Raw genomic sequence first — 23,691 nt, forward strand, 5'->3', positions numbered from 1 at the left:
TGCAACAGATGAAGACGGAAAAGATATTCCAGTTGAAATCGATGACAAGGGACACATTATCGTAACTCCAGGTAAGGATGTAGATGGCCCAATCACAGTTACAGTAGATGATCCAAGTATGGATGCACCACAAACAGTGGAAGTAGAAGTAAATGGACATACAAAGGGTAACGACGATAACGGTTCAGATAAACCAGCAAATAATGGTGAAAACAAACCAAATACAGACAAGCCGGCAGAAACACCAGCAACATCAGTTGATGAAAGTGGAAAGACACCAGTAGACCCAACAGATGACGCACAAGATACAGGTGTAGTTGTAGTAAACCCAACAAAAGACACAACAGTAACTGCAAAAGATGAAGACGGAAAAGATATTCCAGTTGAAATCGATGATAAGGGACACATTATCGTAACTCCAGGTAAGGATGTAGATGGCCCAATCACAGTTACAGTAGATGATCCAAGCATGGATGCACCACAAACAGTGGAAGTAGAAGTGAACGGACATACAAAGGGTAACGACGATAACGGTTCAGATAAACCAGCAAACAATGGTGAAAACAAACCAAATACAGACAAACCGGCAGAAACACCAGTAACATCAGTTGACGAAAGTGGAAAGACACCAGTAGATCCAACAGATGACGCACAAGATACAGGTGTAGTTGTAGTAAACCCAACAAAAGATACAACAGTAACCGCAAAAGATGAAGACGGAAAAGATATTCCAGTTGAAATCGATGACAAGGGACACATCATTGTAACACCAGGTAAGGATGTAGATGGCCCAATCACAGTTACAGTAGATGATCCAAGTATGGACACACCACAAACAGTGGGAGTAGAAGTAAATGGACATACAAAGGGTAACGATGATAACAATAAAGCAACTGCAGATAAGGGTGCTGAAAATAACACTCCATCAATCGCAGATCAAATTACTCCTAACATTCCAGCTAAGACACCAGTTAAAGATACAAATCACTTAACTGATGCTGAAAAAGAAGCTGTGAAGAATGCAATTGAAAAAGTAAACAACTTCCCAGCAGGTACAGTGATTACAATCGCTGACAATGGAACAGCAACAATCACATACCCTGATGGATCACAAGATACAATTGCAGGTTCAGATTTAGTTGTAGCTATTATCGATGGTAACGATGTTAAATTAGCAACAGCTGCTACAGCAACTAAGGCAAATGCTAAGAACGCTAATGGTCAAAAAGCTGATGCAAATACAAACGTCTTACCTCAAACAGGTGCAAAATCTGGAAATGCAACATTATTAGGTGCGATTGCATTAGCTGCAGGTACAATGTTTGGTTTAGGTTTTTCAAAGAAAAAAGAAGACTAAGAAAATAGTTTTTTGAAATTTGAAATAAGCACAGAATATTATAGAGCCTAGAAAAAGAGGATTGGAAGCAAATACTTCCAATCCTCTTTTTTAAATGATTGCGGTCTTGTTTAATAGGGCGGTGAATACGACGATGAAAGTTAGGACAAAGAGTAACAATATTATACGCAAAATCAATTGTATATACAAAATTCTTTTGAGCTTGCATTGGAATTAGGTGGTGTCCTTTTAAGTCAGTAACAGAACTAATGGTAGTTATTGATGAGTTAAAAGCCGCTTTACAACGGGAAAAAATAATCGTCAATAAGACGGTCTGATTAATTATAATATTAGTGAAGACCGCCTAAACGATCATACTTAGACAAAAAATAGAAGTGAAAAGTAGCATGGAAGTTTATTACGCAACAATCAGTGGTGGCGGCTAGCGGGGGAATTAACCGTGAGTAATAAACTAGTTCCTAAATTTCTCACAAAAACAAGAAGCATAGATTAAAAAGCCCTAAAATAGGACTTTTTAATCTAGTCTAAATTTTCAAAAAATTTACAAATTAAATCAGAATCACTATCAATCCATTTAAATGCCCCTATAATATGAAGGTAGGGTATAATAATACTTGTAAATTAAAAAGAAATGGGGAATTTACATGAAGAAAAAAGTTTTAACAACAGTTGCTGCAAGTGCAGCTTTAGCTACAGGGGTATTTTCTAATAATGCTAAAGCTGATAGTGTTCAACCAGAAGTAAAGCCTTCTGATGCTACACAAACAAAAACAACTACACCAGTTGATCAAGCTAAGCAAAATGTGCAAACAACTAAAGAAAATTTAGATCAAGTAAACGCTGATTTACAAGCACAAAAGAAAAGTACTCAAACAGCTAACGAAAAAGTTAGCTTGAGTCAAAATGAAGTAAACAGTATTAAAAATACTGTAAATGATTATGAAAAAAATGTTGCTGATAATCAAAAAAATGTAGCAGATAAGCAACAAGCTTTAGAAGTAGCACAAAAGAATGCTGACAATGCTAACGCAGAAACTATTAAGAAAACACAAGATGATTTAAACGCAAAGCAAAATGATGTAAATAAAGCTAATAGAAAAGCAATATTCGCTCAATCTAAAGTTTCTGAAAAACAAGAAGCTGTCAGTCAAGCACAAAACGAAGTTAAAGTAGCTACAGACGGTGTAAAACAAGCACAAGATAGTGTTAAGAAAGCTCAAGACGAAGCAAATTCAATTCAAAAAGATTTAGACGCTTCAAACTTACCAAAGGCACAACAAGCATTAAATGATGCAAAACAAAGTGCAAATACTGCTCAAAATGATGTAAAACAAGCACAAGTAGCATTAGAAAATGCTAAGAATGCTGACCAAGTACGTCAACAAAATATTAACAGTGCAAATGATACATTGAAAAAAGCACAAGAAAATGTTGCTTTTTCAACTAACCAAGCACAAGCAATGAAGAATCAACTAGATAAGTTCCAAGGAATCAAAGTTGCTGCTCAAGCTAAAGTTGATGGACTAAATGATAAATTAAATTCTGTAAATACTATTACAGTAGTTAATCCTGATGCTTATAAGAAAGTATTTAATGATTACTTTAATAATATTAGTAATGATCCTACATTTGAAATTGATAAGAATGTTATGAGCGCAAATATGAATGCAAATTCATATAAATCTAATAAAGCTGATCAACAAATTAAAGTTGATGTTAATAATTTAACAGATGAACAAGTAAAAGAAATTACACTATTTGCAGCTGATTTATTAAATCAAGTTCGTGTTCAATTAGGGTTACCTAAAGTTTCAGTTGTAGAAGGTAGTTTAGAATATGCTAAAAATGTAAGTAATAACTACATTTCTGATAGTTGGAATGAAATTGGACATGATATCAGTGCTTTAAATCTTGCAGCTGACCAAAGTGGACTTTATGGAGCATCTGAAGACGCATTTTTCAAACCAGCATCATCCAATGTAACATTAGACGAAATTAAGTTAAACGTTTATGATGGACTATTGAATATGTTATTTGCTAGTGATGAATTATTCCATGCTAGTGGATTATTAGGTACAGGCTATGATGTTATCGAAAAAAGTAAACCAGAATACTTAGGTGTAGATACATCACTAATGTCAATGAATTTAAGTTCTTGGACTAATGATGGAACAATCATGACACACTTCCAAAATATTGGAAAAGATTACATTAAGGATTCGGCTAAATTTGACACAACAGAAGTGGCAATTCCATCTCATGATGATTTAGTAAATCAATTAAACGCTGCTAAACAAGAATTAGCACAAGCTAATGATAACTTAGGTAAAGCACAAGATGCTAACAACCAAGCTCAAGCTATTCTTAAAAAGAAGCAACAAGAATTAGCTGATGCTCAAAAGGCAGTTGCTAATGCAAATGCAGTTCCTACAAAAACAGCACAAGCACAAAATGATTTAAAAGCTGCTCAAAATAAATTAGCTGATGTAAATTCTGCTGTTTTAGAAGCACAAAATAAATTGGATGCAGTTAAAGGTGATCAAGCTAAGAAGCAAGAATTATTAGCAAATGCACAAAATAAAGTATCTGCAGCTCAAGAACAATTAAATAAAGCTCAAGCAGATTTAAATGCTAAGCAAGGTTCATTAACACAAGCACAACAAGCATTAAAACAAGCACAAAATGATTTTAAGAATGCTCAAGATGAAGCTAATGCAACGCAAGATAAGATGTTAAAGGCTACAGATTACTTAGTTGCTTTACAAAATGCTCCACAAATTCTAGAAGATGCTAAACAAGCACTTAAAGATGCTCAAGATCAATTGGAATCATCTCAAATTGTATTAGATGGTGAAAAAGACAACCTACAAGTAGCAACATCACGTTTAAATGAAGCAAAAGAAACACAACAAGTTTCACAAGCTAAATTAGACGAAGCTAAAACAAAACAAGCTGCTGCGCAAAAGGCTTATGATGAAGCTTTAGCTAAATTACAATCACTACTTAAAGCACAAGAAGCAGTGGCAAATGCTGAAGCACAAGCTAATGCACAACAAGCAGCAACAAACAATGGATTACATGTTGTTGGAAACAAGGTAGTTGATGAAAATGGTAAACAAGTCCAAGGCTTAGCTGTAAGCAATGGTAAAATTGTTGATATGGCTGGTAATGTTGCATTAGGATTAGCAATTAACCCTACTACTAAGGCTGTTTATGAAGTATCATCAAACAAACAAGTTACAAGTGATCTTGTGAAGAGTGTGTTACCACAAACTGGTGAAAAGGGTTCAGAAATGACTCTTGCAGGTGCAATGGTAGTTGCATTTGGCTCATTACTTGGTATTGCTAAATTAGGTAAGCGTAAAGAAAACTAAACTTAAAATTATTATTTTATAAAAAAGATAGGGTAAAACTAACCCTATCTTTTTTTATATATTAAGAAAGGAATACATATGTTAAAAATAAGCAATGTTTCAAAAAGATTTGATGATGTAGTAGCTGTGAAAAATATAAATTTCAAGTAAAACAAGGGGCTAAATATTTTTGCAAAATGTTGTGAAAAATGTTTAAGAAATTCTTAATTGTATGATAAGATAGTTCTATAGAAAAATTAATTGATAGAGATTATTATCTCTTGCATCCAATAAAAAAATAAGTAATTAAGGAGAAATTTATGGCTAAGCAAAACAACAACCAAAACAATCTGCCAAATAATGGAAAAAATCCTAATACGCAAGGAAGTCTAAACCAAGGACAAACTAATCAAAATGGACACCAACCAATTTTAAGACAGTTCAACGGCCAAGACCCAAAACAAGGTCCATTTGAAAAAAGACAGTTTAATGGGCAAAATCCATATCAAACTCAAAACACCCAACCCAATATAAACAACCAACAATCAACCCAAGCTCAAAGCCATGCGATGCCGCAAAATCAAAACATGAATCCGCAAGAGCAAGGTTATCACCAACAACCTAAGACCCAAAATGAACTGGTGATGAAATTCAAGGAATTGTGGCACAAGGATCGTCCAAAGATGATTGGGATTTTTGGTGCTATCGCCACAGTTTTGGTGATTTTGGGGATTTATATGAACCAAACTAAGTATGAACGCGCCTTGAAGCACGGCACTTATGAAGTATCGGGAACATATGCGACTGCTGCGCTTGAAGCTTATAACACTTATCAAGACGCCGCTAACGATGACGACGATGATGACGATAGCTTTGGCTTTGGCCTTTTTGGCAGCAGCGATGATGAAGATGAAGAAGATGATGAAGAATCAAGCTCAGAAGACAAGGATTACAAGTTGTACCTCGCTTTTGATAATGATAAGGCTAAAGTCCTAATAACTGACCATATCCCAACGGCAACGGACATTAAAAATGAATCAACTTATTCAAGTGTGAAGGTTAAGGGTGATACGTTAACGCTTGATAATGATGATTTTAAAATCAAAAAGTCCGGCTCAAGCTATGAATTAAATGGCAAAGACGACTCAATGAGATTAACTAAGGTTAATTAAGACTAAGCACTCACTTATTTAGGTGGGTGCTTTTTGTTTTGGAAAATCTTGGTGGAATAAAGGATGATAGCAGCCTTCTTGGAAGTACAGGAAACTTCGAGTTGCCGTTTTTCGCTTGGTGGCAGTGTGCTATTTTTTTGTTTGGTTAGTTTTGATGATGGGGCTAGTGGTGGGAGGATGATAAAATAAAAAATCAATTTAAGAATCAAAATATAAACTCTTAAATTGATTATAAATTGTACTATTTTAAATTTTTGTATATATCTCTTCAAGTCTATCAATTGAAATATTAACGCCATGAACTTTGATGTTTTCAATCCGATTGAAGTAAAATTTTTCAATCATTTGATTGCGGTCTTGCTTAATAGAGCGATGAATACGACGGTGGCAGTTAGGACAAAGGGCAACAATATTATCCGCAAAATCAATTGTATATTCAAAATCTTTTTGAACTTGCATTGGAATTAAATGATGTCCTTCAACAAAACTTTTATGATCTTTTTCAGATATAAAGGTAATATGATTGTTATCATAAGAACATTTCCAATCAGCTTTATGCTTAGCTGCCATGAGTTCACGTTGACTTCTAGGGTATTCAACTGTTTTTGTAGTAATAATTTCAGAACGTTTTTTAGGTTTAGTACGAAGTTTAATAATGTAGTTCACTTCGCTATCATCATTAATTTGATCAGCGTTTTCAAGAGCTAATTGATCAAGATAATTTAAATAACCATGGATAGTGGCACTATAAAAGTTATGACTTTCCTTATTAAGTTTAACGAATGCTGGAATATCAAAGAACGTCTTGATACCTTCGCTAGTTTGTGGAGAATCTAGTCTAGTGGGAAAAGCACCGTAAATATCCTTGTAGAAGATTATCATCTTGATTAAGAAATTCTGATAAGAGTGAGCTTTTCCGCTAGATTTAGTAACTTTTCCTGCATTCAAAGACAAATCTTTTTGATAATAGTAAAATCCAATAAGGAAATCACGATAACTTGGGTTTTCTTTTACATATTTATATTCTGGATCATTACGAGCGTCAATTTTACGAAAAACGTTATCCATAATCATTCCTCCATGAAGTTCTTAACTAGTGTCAAACTAGAAAATCTTATTACTTACAGCGTATTATACCAGGTTTAACAAAAACTATCAGGTGAAGTTGAAAAATATTGTAATTAAGATGAGATACTTGATTATGAATGGAATATTTCCTTGATCAGCTACTGAATAAGTAATATAATAGAATACACTTATTTAAGAAAGGTGTTGTTAGAGATGAGTAAATATATTAATAAAGAAGAAAGTAATAGCGCAGGTGTAGTGGAACCAATTAGAATCGATATTTTAAAGAAGAGCATTCCACAAATACCTATTCCACAAATACCTATTCCGCAAATGCCTATTTCAAAGATAGCAAATACGTATGTAGATTCAAAATTTACAGCTAGTGTTAAAGCTCTGGAGAAAGTTATAGCGAATTCTGTAAGTATTGCTGACAATTTGTTTAAGGGTGTGACATTACTAAATACGCAATTAAATCTTCCGAAAACAGTATCAATTCTGGAAAATATTAGAAAAGAAAAAAAGAAAAATGTTACAAAGATTAATGATGAATGCCAGAAACAGGGGTTGCTACCGACAACAATTACTCAAAAGTATATGGTATATGAGGCAGAAAAATATATAAGGAAAGGTTTCATTGAGAGTTACAAAGATAATAACTATGAACTATGTAAGGAAGAAATAGATGGAATTCTAGATAATTTCGAACGATTAGGATATTATGGAAGTTTAAAGACTATATCTGAAATGAATAAAAAATTTGCAGATGTTTGGCCATTTTTTGCTAATAATCTTTATCCAGAGTTAGATAGAGTATATGTAGATTTATTGGAAGAAACTAATAAAATAACAAAATTAGGATATCAAAGTAGAATTACTAGAATAAAAGATATAAAAAGAAATGTTAAAAAATTAAGAGAGATGCAACAACAAGAAATGTTCAAAGGATCTACATTATATTTAGATTTAATTAAAGTATTAGAAATAGGAAAATTACAATTTAGAAGAAATGATTTCGAGAATGATATATATGTACCAGCAAATTTAGCAAATAGGAATTCTATGTTACATGGATATACAGGATTAGATAATTATACGATTGATCAATTAATTAAATTAATAAATCATTTAGCAGGTACGAGTGAAATTTTACTTCAGTTAAAACAAAAAAACCTATAGTTCCTACTAAATAAAGAAACTATAGGTTGAATAATTATATAAAGGGTAATTCGTTTAATCGATTGTTGATATAAGAACCTTTAATCCAGATAAATTGTTGGTACATTGAAATCCCGTTAAGTTGGTGGTTTTTAGCGGTACTATCTTTACCACCACCACGAATGAAGGCCTCGTTATCTTTTGATTTGATGAAGTTTAGTGTAGTTTGAACAGTACCAGACTTCTTATTAATAACCGGTTCGTTAGTATTTTTACGATAGACAATAGATTCTTTTAATTTATTGTTTATGACAAGGTCTCTGGTATGATTCCAAGCTTTTTTCACAATTGTGTCGATAAATTCTTCTTCGAAATATAAGCGTTTGAACCCTAAGAATTTATTATCTAACAATTTAGCTGAGCTTGAAGGTTCTTCGAATAAAATAAATAAAAATTGAGTATCATAGAAGTATTCAAAGAATTGAGATTGTCCAAAATGTTCATTGGATAAGTCAGAAAAATCAATGCTAAATAATTTGGTATCCTCAGTTCTTTTATGTTCTTTAGTTTGTACTAATGATTTGAGAATGAAACCAGCCTTATTAAAGACTTCGATTTCGTTTAACTTCTTAGATTTTGAATTAAACATTTTTAAAACAATTTGTTCAGCAATTGATTTTGAAACGTCTTTCTTAGAATTTAATTTATATTTGATACCAAGTTCCTCTAAAATTTCGCGGACTGTTTTGCCACGATATTTTTCAGAAGTATCATGAAGAAGTTTATCAACGTCGTTCATACTTTCTAAGTTATCGATTTTTTCTAGTGTCCGATTTTCAAAATATTCTTGCACAATCGCAGTCACCGTACTGCGCTTTAGACGAAAACGGGGGTTATGTGGCCACTTTGGTGCAGTATCTATTAATAGTAAGTCTTTTCTTAATGTACTTCCTAAAAATGGATACTGAACTGTTGGGTCATTAGGGTATGTAAGTTTAGCTTCACGGATAAAGTCACGAACTTTAACCCAATCAGCTTCAAGACGTTTTTTATCTTCTTTGGAAAATTGATGTAATTCATAACCTTTGACCATGAAATTCTTGTAGTCCCATGATTTAACCGGTTTATCGGCATCATAGTGATAATAAACTAGAAGCATTCTTTCCAGTTTATGCCAAAAATTTGAGTTGTCGAATTCTTCATCAACAATTTTATCTGGCGATACGGCAGTAATTGACATTGGTTCTTTTGCTTCAAAATCTTTTTCAGTTGCCTTACCTGATTTTCTAGCTTTAGTTGAATAACGAATACCAGTTGTTTTAACTTCAACGGGTAAACCACTGACAAAAATATCAGGTTTTTGGTCTGAATTTGAAGGATAACCTAGAACTGATTGTTCAATCACATCCCCAGCAATCCCAGTTACTTTGGGATGTCCAATTGTCTTATCGAAGGCATGATTAATATCAATTTCACCGAGAGTTTCATTAATAATTGAATCAAATTTTTCGGTTAATTCTTCATCTTCATATGAATAAAAGTGTTCAGCCATGTTTTCTCCTTTCTAATATGTATCCCTTGAGCAATAGTCCTTGATCAATAGTCTGATTTTTGCTATAATCTAAATATTAATTAAAAAAAACAAGGGAGATAAAATTATGAGTAAGTTGAACGTCTTCTCCATGTTTGATGGAGTAGGTGGTTTTATTATTGGTTTAAATAATGCTGATAATACCTATTATACAACAAAATATTCAAATCAATATGAACCATCAAGAAAAGCTCAAGATGCTTTTGAAGTTGGAAAGTATCGTTTTCCAGATATGGAACACATCGGAGTTGATGTGGCAACAATTCCAGACGCTAAATTTGAAGAAATGAAAGATAATGGTGTCAACATGATTGTTGGTGGCTTTCCTTGTCAAGATTATTCAGTGGCTCATACAGGAGCTAAAGGTATTCAAGGTAAGAAAGGTGTCTTGTTCTGGGAAATTATTCGAGCAACTGAAAATATTCGTCCTAAATATCTTATCTTGGAAAATGTTGATCGTTTATTGAAATCACCATCAAGTCAACGTGGACGTGATTTTGCTATTATGCTTAAAGCTTTCAACGACTTGGGTTATTCATTAGAATGGCGTGTGATTAATGCGGCTGAATATGGAGAAGCACAACGTCGACGTCGTGTATTCTTTTACGTATATCGCAATGACACTCCATGGGGCAAGAAAACGCAAGAAATGTTGCAAGATAACGGGGAAGTTGAATCATTAGAAGATTTGGCAAGCAATCCATATGAAGACTATATCTTTAAAAAAGGATTATTTGCACGTCAATTTCCAATTAAACAAGAACCAGTGAAAAATCGAGTTGCTGAATATACATTAGATGATGACATTGTTGAAATTTCAGATAATTTTACTGGAAAAGTATTCAATACTGGAATTATGCACAACGGTCATTACTATACGATTGAAACTGCACCAACAGGTGATGAAAAGCCACGTACTTTAGGAGAAATTATTCAACCAGTTGAAGATGTTGATGAAAAGTATTACTTTGATGAAAGTGATCCTAAAGATAAAGCTAAACTTGAAAAGTTTGCATATCTACGTGGACCAAAGAAAATTAAGCGTAAATCAGCTGATGGCCATGAATACACTTATTCAGAAGGTGGAATGAGTGCATACGATTCATTAGATCTTCCAAGTAGAACAATGTTAACTTCAGAAGGAACAACGAATCGTTCAACGCACTTTTTAAAAGTTGGGGAAAGATACCGTTTATTAACCCCAATTGAAGCAGAACGATTGCAAGATTTCCCTGATGATTGGACTAAGTATAAGCTCAATGAAAAAGGAGAAGTTGTAGAAGTATCTGATCGGATGCGAATGTTTTTCATGGGGAATGCGTTAGTTACAGGGATTGTAAAACGTATTGGAATCGAATTAAAAAAATTAGATAGTATGTAAAAATTATTAATTGATTGTAAAAAGCATGTGATGCTTGTTAGGTTTTTCTTAACAAATATCGCATGCTTTTTTATTATAGGTGTTAAATCCAGGCTTCATTTGCACGATTTGTGATTAGTTTTTGTGGTGTATAAATAAAAAATAATGTTACGAAATGTTTACTTATAATAAAATATATGATAATTTTATATAAAGATCATTGATTATTGTTGATATAACAACGTTTGTCAATAGTTATATTATATATTGGAGGAGATGTTTGTGAATTTAAAACAAGAGGGATGGTATTTCCCAAGTGGTAAAGATTTACAAAAAGAATCAGGGTCAAATGCCCTAATTGAAATGTTTAATGATCATCCGTTAACATCATTAGCCCGTGAAATTTGTCAAAATTCATTGGATGCTAAAAGAGAAGGTTTAGATAAACCTGTTAGAGTTGAATTTAAAGTATTCGATGTATTAACTAAGGATATTCCAGGGTACGAACAATTAAAGAGTGATATTTTAATTCGTGCCCAAAAAGAATGGAACCATGATTATAAAACCAAAAAAATGATTGAGCAAATGCAAGAGCTTCTTGACAAAAAGAAAATTAAGGTCATGAAAATTAGTGACTTTAATACTACAGGATTACGTCAAGAAAACTGGGAATCATTAATCGAACAAGTCGGTTCATCTGTTAAAAAAGATAATAATTCTGCTGGATCATTTGGGATTGGTAAAGGGGCACCTTTTGCAGTAAGTAAATTACGTACAGTAGTATATAGCACTTTAGCTGATGAAGGGTTAAAAACAATGGGGGTTATGAAGTTTGTTTCTATCCCTGGCGATAAAACTGGATATACGACTCAAGGTACAGGATATTTCGGTAAGAATTCTACTAAGGTAGCAAGAGAAGGAAAAATTGAATTTGATCCAGAAATAACCCGTTCAGAAAAAGGAACAGATATTTATATTGTTGGCTTTAATGAAGATTTAGCTGAAAATTGGGAAAAAGAAATTACATATTCATTAGTTGATAATTTTCTATTCTCATTCTTTAAGAAAAAACTAGAAGTAGTTGTAGGAAGCAACAAGGGTCATATTTTAATAGATTATAAGGCTGCAAAGAAGATTATTAATGAAAATCGTAATGATAAGAAATTTAATAGAAAGTATCCAACCATTGTAGGTTACTTAGATGTTTTAGAAGATCCTAATCGCAAAGAATTAAAGTTAACTGCCTTTGAAAAAGCATATATGCTTGAACCAGGAGAAGTACATCTTTATGTTTCAGATAAAGGTGTTGGGAATAGAAGAGTTTTAATGACCCGTAATGCAGGGATGAAAATTAAGGATCAAAAAAATATTAGTTCTTATTTAGATTTTTCTGGTATTTTTTATGCTGAAGGGCCATTAATTAATAAGAGATTGAAAGTCTTAGAAAATCCCAATCATGATGATTGGTCTAAAGATAGAAGCTCTAGTCCAAGAGATGCAGAAAAATTTTTAAAGTTCATGACAAGTAGCATTAGAGATGCTATTATTTCAGAATTTAAAAATAATAGTGAAGAAGAAGTTTCAGCATATGGAGTTAGTGATTTCTTACCGGAAGATTTAGATTCTATTAGAAATAACAAAAAAGATAGCAAAGAAAATATCTTTGGCGATACAAGTAAGTTTGAAATTAAATTACCAAAGGTAAAATCTAATAAGGTTGCAGTTCGTAAACGTAATAGCGGTAATGGTGATTTAGAAACCGACGAACTTAACGCTATAAGTGTTGTTGAAGGTGGTACATCAGCAGGTACAGCCTACGATGGAAATGGTAAAGGTGGCGGCACTAGTACTGAAAATGACCATGGAATCGGGGATAGAAAAGGTAAAAATAAAGAAGATGAAAATGGAAAGAAAGTATACGCTAGAAAGGGTAAGAAACGGGAAACTGTAACAGAATTAAGTTATAGAATTATTGAAGATAATTATAAGTTGGGTAAGTACAAACTAGTTATTAAGCCGAATAGAAAATTAAATCATGTTGAATTACATGTTACTTTTATTGGAGATAATGGTATAGCATATGATATAACTCTTGTTCAATCTTCAATCAATCATATGCCAGTTGAGCATGATGGTGCAAATATATATATTGATTCTCTTCAAAAAGGTAAGTGGCAAACTATTAATTTAACAATTACTGAAAAGTCTAGACTAAAATTAGAGGTGCAAGTCAATGCAGATAAGTAACAGTATTTACCCATACCCAGTATTATCAATTGATGATGAAGATTATATTGAAAGTTCTAAATTTGAAGTTTCATACCGAAAGAGTGAATTTTCTGAAAATAAAATAGTGCTTGACTATAAATTAAAAGATGATGGTCTTGAGGAATTATTTTATTCTGGTAAAGCATCATTTTATTTACATGTAGAATGTAGTTATACAATGTATCGTACACTTATTAAGTTAGAAAACCAAAAGAAACGTTATGTTTTTAGTATTGATCCTAATGTTATGGTTGGTAATGTTCATTTAACTCCTTTCTTATTAATTGATGAAACATTGACAGGTTTAACTATCAATTCAATCAATACAGAAATTTATGGGGATGACTACGTATTTCCAGATTTACAAGTTGGTGATCCATTAGCTGTTGGATTTACTGCAACAGTAGCGGTTAATGAAGATAAATCTTTTAAAAACATTGACTCTATTATAAAAGTTACTCGTTCAGTTAAAGAAACAATGCAAATTGACTTAGACAGTGATATTGCATATGTACGCTTGCCAGAAAAACAATTTGAAATTTATCTTGGGTATAAGGATTTAAATAATATCACGAATAGTATGATTATTTATCCAGCTTTAATTCAGATTTTGAACTACGTTAAAGAAAACCAAGATGCTTTTGAAGAAAAACAATGGTACAAAGTCATCGAAAAAAGATGTGAAGTCTTAGAGATTGATATCGACGAAATGAAAAGAGGAGACATCAATCCTATAGAAGTTGCGCAACGAATTTTAGAGGATCCAGTGGCAAGAGGATTAAAAACATTAGAAGGAGTTATTAGTGATGAAGACTAAAGTGAAATCATGTGATTCTTCATTTTTAGAAGAATTTAAACGAAACTTTGATGAAAAATATGCTGAATTATATTGGAATAAAGATCGAAAAGGAATTGAAGAATTATTTAATAATGAATTTGTTTATAATGCACCATCAAACTATGATTTTGAATATCATCCATTAGATTTAAATCTTTCGGCCTCAGAATTTTATGTTACAAACATTAAAAATGTTTATGAACCATTAAAACATCTTAAACCTGCCGAAGCAACTCGTGAGGAATTATGGTTTACGATGATTAACACAGTTTATCTAGATTATCTAATGGAAACTTTAGATTCCCTTAAACGTGATAATAAAGAAAAATATCTACATGAAGTAAAGCTGAATTTATACTATACTAGATCACGTAAACGCTCTTTAGCTCTTCATCGTTTAGCGCGATTATGGTGGATGGGATACAATACATACGACGAACAAAATACACAAGATCCATATGAACTAACAGATTTCTTTTTTAGCAAAGATGCAGCTGGAAAAGGTATTGTAATTTTTTCAAATATCTTTAGTAACAAGGATACAGCTCTTGGAGTAATTGAAGCTGTTCGTGAAAACCAACATCGTATAAGTAATAGAAAAGAATCATATAACGAAATTAATAAGTACTTAAACGCACTTGGTGGTGTTCAAGTTATTGATATTTTATCTAGAGAAAGAATTAAACAATTAGCATTGGATAGAATAGATTTATTCTTTGAAAATCCTGAAATTGTTATTGAACGTGACCGAAACAAAGTATTTTTATAATCTAATAATCCAACCCAAGCGGCGGACAAAAAGTTCGCCGCTTATTTTATATCCTCTTCTAAAACATAGAACTCTTCTCTACATGCTTCATTTTGGTAAACTAGCTGCCTGTGGAATTGCTGCAAAGAACTATCTATGACCGAAAGGTGCGCCACTCGTTTGTTCAAAGTTTCATCTACCACTTCAGTAGCGTCCCTATGCTTGAAGTAAGCGCCTAGGATTTCACTATAAGCTTCTTCAATTCCCACGTATTCATGAATCGCTAAATATACCTTCATTTTTCCACCTCCATCAATAATTATTGATCATGATTTCACCTTTTGCAAGCAAAAGATCAATTTGCATTGATCTAAAATGCGATCTATAATTTAGATCCAATTAATTTTATCGAGGTGTAATAAGAAAATGAAAAAAATTTATTCAGATAATCTGTCGACGTTAATTCATGGCGATGCAATTGAATATTTGCGCAGTCTACCGGATAAAAGTGTCGATATTGTTATGACTGATCCGCCATATTTTCTCAGTAATGGAGGCTTTTCGAATCGTGGCGGCAAGCGGGTAAGTGTTAATAAAGGTGATTGGGATAAGCCAAAAGGAACTGATGTAGTGGGTTTTTATGAAGAATTTTTACGCCAAGTCAAGCGGGTATTAACTGACGATGGGGCGATTATGATTTTTGGCAATCTTCACAGTATCTTTATTATCGGATATTTATTTCGCAAACTAGATTTTAAAATTATTAACAACATTATCTGGCAAAAAGCCAATCCCGCACCGAATCTAAGTCGGCGGATGTTCACGCACTCAACGGAAATGATTATTTGGGCCAAAAAGCCTCAAGGAAAGCATGTCTTCAACTATGATTTGATGCGTCAAATTAACGGCGGAAAGCAAATGAAAGATGTCTGGCGCACCCCTGTGATTAATCGTTCTGAAAGAAGATTCGGCAAGCATCCCACGCAAAAACCGCTTGCCTTAATGTTACGCATGTTGCAAGCGTGTGCGACTACAAGAAGTAAGGTTATCGATCCATTTGTGGGCAGTGGAACAACGGTGGTTGCGGGGAAGCTTCTTGGCATCAAGGTTATTGGCGTCGACCAACAAGCAGAGTATTTAGAAATTGCCAAGCAAAGACTTGCAGACTATCAAAACGAAAAAATCGGCAATATTAAATGATTTCTGAAAATCCCCATTCTACCCCCAGGACCAATCTTTAAATTTTTCCTATATAAAAATTTAGGAAATTCTTAAGATTGGATTTTGGCAAGAATGATATTAATCAACTTAGAGTAACTCTAAGGCTTTTGTGCTATAATATAGGGCGTAAAAGTTAAACTTGGGAGGAAAAGATTCTTGAAAGAACATAAAAAAATGTATAAGGCAGGTAAGAATTGGGTTGTTGCTTCAATCGTAACGGGTGCAATGGCCTCAGGTTTGATGGCAGCTGACATGGATAACGTCCAAGCTGACACGACTACACCTGACGCTTCTAGCAGTACAACCAACAGTCAAGATAGTAGTGCTTCAGAGCAAGCAACAATAAAGGTGCAAAACCAAGCTTCAACACCACAATCAAAGGCTAACACGACTGAATCTACAAGTGAATCAAATACAACTGCAGCAAATACAACGGGTGCAACAAGTACATCAACTGATAACGCCAATCCCGCAAGTACTAGTTCTACGGCAGCAGCTTCTTCTTCAGCTGCGACATCATCTTCAGTTAAGCAAGATGATACCGACGCTAAAAAGGATAGTTCAAAAGCAAGCTCAGAAATTACTTCTGGAAGTAAGACGACTGCTGATGATACCCAAAAGGATACTAATACAGGCAAGACTAACCCTAACTTATCAACTAAAGCCACAGATGTTGATAGTTTAATTAGTACGGGCGATGACATTGATCATCAAGATACAAGTTATCTTGCGATGCAATTAAATGACCCTAAAGCCGTGCAAGTTTATAACCAACTTACAACTACCGCAAAGCAAGTCGCAGCGGCAGCTAAGTTAGTTCTAAAAGACATCACGCCAGATCAAATTAAGGTTTTAAATAAGATTTATACTGACGATCAAACCAATGTCGGTACACGGTTTACCCACGATCATTTAGCAAGTATTGTTGATAAATTCCTTAAAGGAGATTCTTCATATACAATTCCTTATACTAAGGCAAAAGCAGTTGTGAATATGCCTGCCATGCAAAATGTTAAGGATGCGAAAACAGGAGAAATTGCTAATCTTGAAATTTGGGATTCATGGCCCGTTCAAGATGCGCGCACTGGCTTAGTGCAAAACTGGAATGGTTATCAATTAGTTGTGGCCATGGCCGGAGAACCTCACAAATCAGATGATCACCTTTACTTACTTTACAGCAAGTATGGGGACAATGATTTTAACAACTGGAAGGTTGCCGGTTCAATCTTTGGTTATGGTTTACCTGCAGGAACGGGACACTGGTCAGGTTCTGCCACTGTCAACTCTGATGGTTCGGTACAATTATTCTATACCAATGTAACTTGGACCAATAACACAAACTACCAACGTCTCGCTACTTTGACTATGAATTTAGGAATTGATGGCGATCGAGTTTATATCAAGAACACTGAAAATGACCATGAACTCTTCAATGGGGATGGTTATTACTACCAAAACTTCCAACAATGGCTTGACGACAAGTCTGGCGTTGATAACTTCCAATTACGTGATCCTCACATTTTTGAAGATGCCGATGGTAGTCGTTATTTAGTCTTTGAATCAGCTACTGGATCCATTGATTATCAAGGTGAAAACCAAGTCTACAACTGGGATAACTACGGGGGAACCGCTAAAGATAACCTCCAACGTATTATTACATTATCAAACAAAAACAAGTCTCTTAAACTTGCGAGCGTCGCTAACGGGGTTTTAGGACTTATCAAGTTAGATAACAACGAAAAGAATCCAAGTGTCGCTAAGGTTTATCGTCCTTTAGTTTCAGCGCTTTCTGTTAGTGATGAATTAGAACGTCCCGTTATTTTTGATATTAACGGCAAGTACTATCTCTTCACTGCCACTCGTTTGAACCGGACATTTGATGTCGATTCCAACAATGAAGTTAAGGCCGCTATTGGCGATAATGTCGGGATGTTAGGGTATGTTGCTGATTCAATCGATGGCGAATTTAAGCCGTTGAATGGGGATGGCTTGGTTCTAGCAACTCAAGTTTCAGCTAACTCACGCACCGCCACATACTCATATTTCGCAGTGAAGATTAATCCTGACAACATCAAAGACAAGACCGTAACAATCAACGGACAAACATATGACAAAGACTATTTTGTCAACCACTTTGTTTTAGTGACAGCTTACATGTCAAACCGTGGTGAAGCAGCCGGTAAGGATTTAGATTCAACTTTAGCTCCATCATTCTTATTGAAGTTAAATGATGACGGCACAACTCAAGTGGTCGCTAAGTCTCTTACTGATCAAGGGGTTTGGGATTGGAATGAAGATAGTACTAACCCAAGTTACTTTGGTACTAAGGCTAGCTCAAGTCTTACCCCCGAAGATTTCACTCGTGTTGAAGTTAACGATGATTCAGGTCACTGGAAGTTATTTGATAAGGTTACAAGAACTTACTTAACTGGCTTCCAATACATCAGAAGCAGCGATAAGACGGTTTACTACGACCAAAACGGCGACATGTTATACGGTCAACAATTCATTGACGGCCACTGGTATTTATTTGACGAGACAAGTGGTGCACGCCAATATGGTTTCCAAACAATTAAAGACCAAAACAAGACCGTTTACTACAATGACGAAGCTCAAATGCAATATGGCTTCCAAAAGATTAACAACAAGACTTATTACTTTGACAAGTCATCTGGGGCTCGTACAACGGGACAACGCAATATCGATGGCAAGTGGTACTTGTTTGACAACCAAGGTGTCATGCAAACAGGACTTCAATTTATTGCCAACCAAAACAAATTTGTCTACTACAATCAAGCCGGTCAAATGCAATATGGTACTCTTACACTTGGCGGCAAGAAATACACTGCCGACCGTTCATCTGGTGCCATTAAGATTTCAGACGGTCAACAATATATTGACGGTCACTGGTACTTGATTAAAGGCGGCCGTCCTCAAACTGGTTTCCAATATATCGCTAACCAAAAGAAGACGGTTTACTACAATAATCAAGGACAAATGCAATACGGTCAACAATATATTAATGGCCACTGGTACTTGTTTGATAAGTCATCTGGTGCAATGAAGACCGGTTTCCAATACATTGCAGAACAAAAGAAGACGGTTTACTACAATAATCAAGGTCAAATGCAATATGGCCAACAATACATCAATGGTAAGTGGTACTTATTTGACAAGTCATCAGGTGCGATGAAGACCGGTTTCCAATACATTGCAGATCAAAAGAAGACGGTTTACTACAACAACAAGGGTCAAATGCAATACGGCCAACAATATATTAATGGCCACTGGTACTTGTTTGATAAGTCATCTGGTGCAATGAAGACAGGCTTCCAATATATTGCGGAACAAAAGAAGACTGTTTACTACAACAGCAAAGGTCAAATGCAATATGGCCAACAATACATCAATGGCAAGTGGTACTTATTTGACAAGTCATCTGGTAAGGTTCAAACCGGCTTCCAATACATCAAAGACCAAAACAAGACGGTTTACTACAGTCCAAAAGACGCCCACATGTTATACGGCCAACAATACATTGACGGCAAGTGGTACTACTTTGATAAGAGTTCTGGTGCTATGCAAACAGGATTCAAGACCATTGCCGAACAAAATAAGACAGTCTACTATAACAACAAGGGTCAAATGCAATATGGCCAACAATACATCAACGGTCACTGGTACTTATTTGACAGAAGTACTGGTGCCATGAAGTATGGTTTCCAACACATCCGTGAACAAAACAAGACTGTTTATTACAACCGTTTAGGTCAAATGGTTTACGGCAAGCAAGTCATTGACGGCAAAGAATACAGCTTTAATGCTGCCACTGGTGCATTAATGAAGTAATTTATCTACTAAAAGCAAGGGATTTTCCTTTGCTTTTTTGTTTGTAGAGATTTTATAATGGTTACATGACACTAACAAAAGGAGGAAACCATGGAGTTAACGCACGTAATGTACCCTTCAGAAAAGACCGGACATTGGACCCATATTTCTTTAAATGAAGCCCGCAAAAAATTCGGAATTCATGGTATCAGTCTAATGAAGAATATTTGATGTGTGCCTTATGTCACGACTACGTTTCATATACCAAAAAAGGTGATGTTGATTCATATTTCCGCCATAAAAAAGAAGAGCGCCCCTGTCCTGATCGCAGCGAACGCGGGGGAAGTCAGGTTCAACACGTTAATTATTTCAAAGAAGAATATAAGAATTTACCGCTCAAAATTGAAGTTAAGCAACGTACTTACACGGTCAGATTTGGCTTGATGCCCCTTGACCAGGATTTAATTGATGAATTAAAGGATGATTTTTTAGGGATTTATGATAAGCAAGGGCGCGTTTTAGGCAAGATTGCCATGGCCGACGTTTCTTCTAGCAAGGTCACTTATTTTCCGCTTCCAATTGAAGCCACGAGCCAATATCAATTACACTTGGTAAACAATCCTAAAGAAAGCCGGATTTATCAAGTTTGGCCCAATAAGTTTTTCGGTTTTAAATTCGGCGGGATTTTTGACGCTCGAACTGGCCAACATATTAAGCGTGACAGCAAAGTCCAAGTTAATCGCCAATACGTCATCATCCACAAAAAGCAGGCTGAAATCAAAAATATTGATGGCTTGACTGTGATGCAAAGGCTAAAAACCAGAAGAAAACTCGACGTTACCATTGTGAAAGCCACGAAAGTAACCCCGTCAACGAGCGTCTTTTTCTATCATTACTGGGCAAACTTAACCCAAGATAAGTTAAAAGAAGATCGCGTGGTACCGATGTGGCCGGAATACCACCAAAACTTCGATAAATACTATTTTTATCGCAACAATGTGTTATTGGCGAACCTCTCAAAAAAACACGTCGTCAGCCAATACGGCCGGCCCCTTGATTCATATCATCAGTTCTTATTGACCAAGTTACCGCTCAAAGAAGGCGGCCATTCTAGCAATAAGTTACTGTTAATTGGAAGTAAGGATTACGTGACGGATTTTGCTAATTTACGCCGCAAGCGCCAATATCCAGTCTTACAGCAACCATTTGAATTTTTATTTGAAACTGAAAACGGGCCGATGAATTATCGCAATCAAAAGCGATATTCTGCCCCGCAAAAGCTGACGGTTACCAACACGTTGCAAGAAGCGGTGACGCTTAAGGTGTTTGCGCACCACATTTTGCTTGCGACTTATACGCTTGATCAACATAATCGCTATTCTAAGCATATAGAGAATCTAGCTGATAAAGAAGTCCGCTTGTATCGCGGCCGACAATTAATTTATCGGGTGGGCTTTAAAGCTGAAGAAAAACCCCGTGTAATCAAGGAGCAAGCTGACTCACAACTCAATGCAATTGTCGCTGATTTAAATCAGTTAGAAGAAGGCGGCTTGGTTAAGTTAGCTGATGTAAAAAAAGTTTTAGGTGCGTATTTAAAGCAAAAAGGGGGCGAAGATGATGGAAGAAATTAATCCACAAAAAAAAGCCCAACAAGCGTTTGAACTTGATATGGCTTCTTACTTGCAGGTGCAACAAGCGTCAAATGAATCCAAGACGCAATTTCAATATCGCTTGGTGTATTCGGCCCTAGCCAAGCAATTATTAACCAACCTTGAATCCGACGCGATGGATTATGAAGTTAATCAAGGAGTTTCAAAACGTTTATTAAAAAAGATTATGCAAGCGTTAATGGAGTCCTTTGGTAGTTTATATCCCAACCTTAAGCCTTATTTAAATGAAGCGCTGTATTTTGAATTGTTGGATAATTATTTAGCGCTGGGGAGTGTCTATGACGCTAAAAGACGCTATGAATTACAGAATTTTATGGTTTGTGGCGATGACAAGCTTTCTTTAGTGACCGGAAATATCATCTCAAAAAATCTCTTGATGTCCGGGCAAGGTCTCGTGTATCTAAAAGAAATGCCGAAAAAAGTCCGCCAAGATTTTTCAGTGATGTTTAACTTACAGGAAGTTACGCCGTCAAAGTTTTATCAATATTTGAAGCAATTACCGTTAGTTGAAAATCAATATTTGGCTAATAATCCGCAGCTCCGATATTTAAACGGCGCTAATTCTCCAACAGATTGGTGGCAAAAAACGCCACCAAGAACGCTAACCTTAGCGAAAAGAGGGGATGACAAGCAAGCGAGTTATTATTTGTATGAAGAGAATCGCTTTTATGCCTTGGATGCGACCTTGATTGAATCAATGGGCTATGAACCTTACTTGTGGGCGGTCTTATCTAGTTTTGGCATTAAGCTCAAATCGAAGAGGTGCAAACTGATGATTTGGTGACTTTCAAGGTGCCAGCATTATTTCCTATGGGAGAGACTGCCTTACTTAAAGCCTATTCTTGGCCTGTGTTAAATCAGGGAGATTTGCGGGTCATGGACAAACGGGTTTTTGAATATTTAATGGATAATTTAAAATTACTTGTTTAAGTAAAAAATGCTGGGGGGCTCCCAGCATTTTTATTTTGGATACAAAAAAAGCCGTGGCCTAAACCACAGCTTCATTCCTATAGATCCAAAGTTTAATGTTCAAATTAAAACTTATAAATTAAATTATATCATTTTTTACAGAAAACACAATGTTTATTTAAAAAAGTTTTTGAAAAGCCGGTTTCAAAAAGACACTTGGAATTTTGACGGCATAAGGAACGTAGCCATCAACCATAGGCGTGTAAATGACGAAAACCCCGTTATCAGTGATAAAAAAGGCACTGATTCCTTTAGCGTAATCCGAATAATAACTCTTAGGTTGCCCACCCCAGAAACCGCGCGGTATTGGGGTTGCATCAACGTGGTGTAGTGCTGATGATTAATTTTTTGGTTAAACGTAATCTTAGGCCGATAAGCATAAGCATAGCGTTCTAATTTTTGCCGTTGTTTTGGTGTTAGCTTACCATCTTGCTTTAATACCAAGAGATTTTTTTGTGAAGCCATGTCATAAAAATCAACGTCAGCATATCGCTTAAGATTTGAAATGGTTTGATTATAAAACGGGCGCAAACCTCTGATTTTAATCAGGGGTTTCGCTCGCTAAACTAACTTATCTATTTTTTACCATAGTAACCTTTAAGTTGTCTTCTCATGGCTTCAGTATATTGAGATTCAATATATTTTTCTACAACTTCCTTACTCATATCGCCTAAAGTCGCCATATAATAGCTAGGCGACCACAAATGTCCACCCCATAATAATTTTTTAGTTTCTGGATATTGTTTGAACCATATTCTAGCTGATGCTCCTTTAAGATTTTTAACAATATTAGATGGAGCGTATTTTGGCTTAAAAGAAATTAACATATTCACATGGTCTGGCATAACCTCTAACTGACTAACAGTTACTTCTGAAATAATTGCTTGTCGTTGTAAAATAGCTTTCATAGTGTCCACTTTCTCTTGAGTATCAAATATTTTTCTTCGATATTTAGTAACGAAAACTAAATGAAAATTGAAATTATAAACGTATCCCTCTTCATGTATAATCATTTACATACCACCCTTTCATTGTTATAATAATTATAACATATATTTCTCGAAAGGAGGTTACATGAATGGTTAAAAAT

General features: G+C 34.9%; 18 protein-coding genes. 13 read left to right on the forward strand and 5 right to left on the reverse strand.

The window, feature by feature from the left end:
• The 3 genes from JCM14209_RS06335 to JCM14209_RS06345 all read left to right on the forward strand — a co-directional run.
• On the forward strand, positions 1–1,357 hold a 1,357-nt coding region (locus JCM14209_RS06335), incomplete at its 5' end, for a MiiA motif-containing surface protein (RefSeq protein ID WP_025022696.1).
• 644 nt (positions 1,358–2,001) lie between these two features.
• Positions 2,002–4,731, forward strand: coding sequence for an SEC10/PgrA surface exclusion domain-containing protein (locus JCM14209_RS06340; protein ID WP_025022697.1), 2,730 nt, complete (start codon positions 2,002–2,004; stop codon positions 4,729–4,731).
• Positions 4,732–5,030: 299 nt separating this feature from the next.
• Entirely contained in the window at positions 5,031–5,882 is an 852-nt protein-coding gene (locus tag JCM14209_RS06345; protein WP_025022698.1) for a hypothetical protein, read from the forward strand.
• Between the two features lie 246 nt (positions 5,883–6,128).
• On the opposite strand, the gene JCM14209_RS06355 is transcribed toward JCM14209_RS06345, so the two are convergent.
• Entirely contained in the window at positions 6,129–6,950 is an 822-nt protein-coding gene (locus JCM14209_RS06355; protein ID WP_025022699.1) for an HNH endonuclease, read from the reverse strand.
• 213 nt (positions 6,951–7,163) lie between these two features.
• Between JCM14209_RS06355 and JCM14209_RS06360 the strand changes: the two genes are divergently transcribed.
• Positions 7,164–8,129 carry a hypothetical protein gene (locus tag JCM14209_RS06360; protein WP_025022700.1) on the forward strand — a complete coding sequence of 322 codons (966 nt, stop codon included), beginning with the start codon at positions 7,164–7,166 and terminating at the stop codon, positions 8,127–8,129.
• Positions 8,130–8,163: 34 nt separating this feature from the next.
• Here JCM14209_RS06360 and JCM14209_RS06365 read toward each other — a convergent pair whose 3' ends face one another.
• Positions 8,164–9,660, reverse strand: a complete 1,497-nt coding sequence (locus JCM14209_RS06365) for a MutH/Sau3AI family endonuclease (RefSeq protein WP_025022701.1) — start codon at positions 9,658–9,660, stop codon at positions 8,164–8,166.
• A 106-nt stretch (positions 9,661–9,766) separates the two neighbouring features.
• Between JCM14209_RS06365 and dcm the strand changes: the two genes are divergently transcribed.
• The 4 genes from dcm to JCM14209_RS06385 all read left to right on the forward strand — a co-directional run bounded on the left by dcm (position 9,767) and on the right by JCM14209_RS06385 (position 14,934).
• Positions 9,767–11,080: a DNA (cytosine-5-)-methyltransferase gene (gene dcm, locus JCM14209_RS06370; protein ID WP_035520119.1), complete on the forward strand. Its 1,314-nt coding sequence runs from the start codon at positions 9,767–9,769 to the stop codon at positions 11,078–11,080.
• Between the two features lie 261 nt (positions 11,081–11,341).
• Entirely contained in the window at positions 11,342–13,306 is a 1,965-nt protein-coding gene (locus JCM14209_RS06375) for a hypothetical protein (protein ID WP_025022703.1), read from the forward strand.
• Complete coding sequence (locus JCM14209_RS06380; RefSeq protein ID WP_025022704.1) at positions 13,293–14,144, forward strand: hypothetical protein; 852 nt, start codon at positions 13,293–13,295, stop codon at positions 14,142–14,144. Before JCM14209_RS06375 ends, JCM14209_RS06380 begins: the two co-directional genes overlap by 14 nt.
• Positions 14,134–14,934 carry a DUF6339 family protein gene (locus JCM14209_RS06385; RefSeq protein ID WP_025022705.1) on the forward strand — a complete coding sequence of 267 codons (801 nt, stop codon included), beginning with the start codon at positions 14,134–14,136 and terminating at the stop codon, positions 14,932–14,934. Before JCM14209_RS06380 ends, JCM14209_RS06385 begins: the two co-directional genes overlap by 11 nt.
• A gap of 41 nt (positions 14,935–14,975) precedes the next feature.
• Here the strand turns inward: JCM14209_RS06385 and JCM14209_RS06390 are convergent, their stop codons facing one another.
• A complete protein-coding gene (locus JCM14209_RS06390; RefSeq protein ID WP_025022706.1) occupies positions 14,976–15,212 on the reverse strand; it encodes a hypothetical protein in 237 nt (78 codons plus the stop codon).
• 223 nt (positions 15,213–15,435) lie between these two features.
• Between JCM14209_RS06390 and JCM14209_RS06395 the strand changes: the two genes are divergently transcribed.
• From JCM14209_RS06395 to JCM14209_RS10040, 5 genes are all read left to right on the forward strand, one after another.
• A complete protein-coding gene (locus JCM14209_RS06395; protein WP_235804130.1) occupies positions 15,436–16,113 on the forward strand; it encodes a DNA-methyltransferase in 678 nt (225 codons plus the stop codon).
• 177 nt (positions 16,114–16,290) lie between these two features.
• Positions 16,291–19,983, forward strand: coding sequence for a glycoside hydrolase family 68 protein (locus JCM14209_RS09735; RefSeq protein ID WP_025022708.1), 3,693 nt, complete (start codon positions 16,291–16,293; stop codon positions 19,981–19,983).
• Between the two features lie 209 nt (positions 19,984–20,192).
• Positions 20,193–21,593, forward strand: a complete 1,401-nt coding sequence (locus tag JCM14209_RS06410) for a hypothetical protein (RefSeq protein WP_025022709.1) — start codon at positions 20,193–20,195, stop codon at positions 21,591–21,593.
• Complete coding sequence (locus JCM14209_RS06415; protein ID WP_025022710.1) at positions 21,580–22,416, forward strand: hypothetical protein; 837 nt, start codon at positions 21,580–21,582, stop codon at positions 22,414–22,416. Before JCM14209_RS06410 ends, JCM14209_RS06415 begins: the two co-directional genes overlap by 14 nt.
• Positions 22,417–22,424: 8 nt before the next feature.
• Entirely contained in the window at positions 22,425–22,562 is a 138-nt protein-coding gene (locus tag JCM14209_RS10040; RefSeq protein WP_155830690.1) for a hypothetical protein, read from the forward strand.
• 183 nt (positions 22,563–22,745) lie between these two features.
• On the opposite strand, the gene JCM14209_RS06425 is transcribed toward JCM14209_RS10040, so the two are convergent.
• Complete coding sequence (locus tag JCM14209_RS06425) at positions 22,746–23,132, reverse strand: hypothetical protein (protein WP_025022711.1); 387 nt, start codon at positions 23,130–23,132, stop codon at positions 22,746–22,748.
• Positions 23,133–23,176: 44 nt separating this feature from the next.
• Entirely contained in the window at positions 23,177–23,614 is a 438-nt protein-coding gene (gene tnpA / locus JCM14209_RS09330; RefSeq protein ID WP_025022712.1) for an IS200/IS605 family transposase, read from the reverse strand.
• Positions 23,615–23,691 lie beyond the last annotated feature (77 nt).

Origin of the sequence: Ligilactobacillus hayakitensis DSM 18933 = JCM 14209 (genome assembly GCF_000615845.1) — a bacterium.
Lineage (GTDB): Bacteria > Bacillota > Bacilli > Lactobacillales > Lactobacillaceae > Ligilactobacillus > Ligilactobacillus hayakitensis.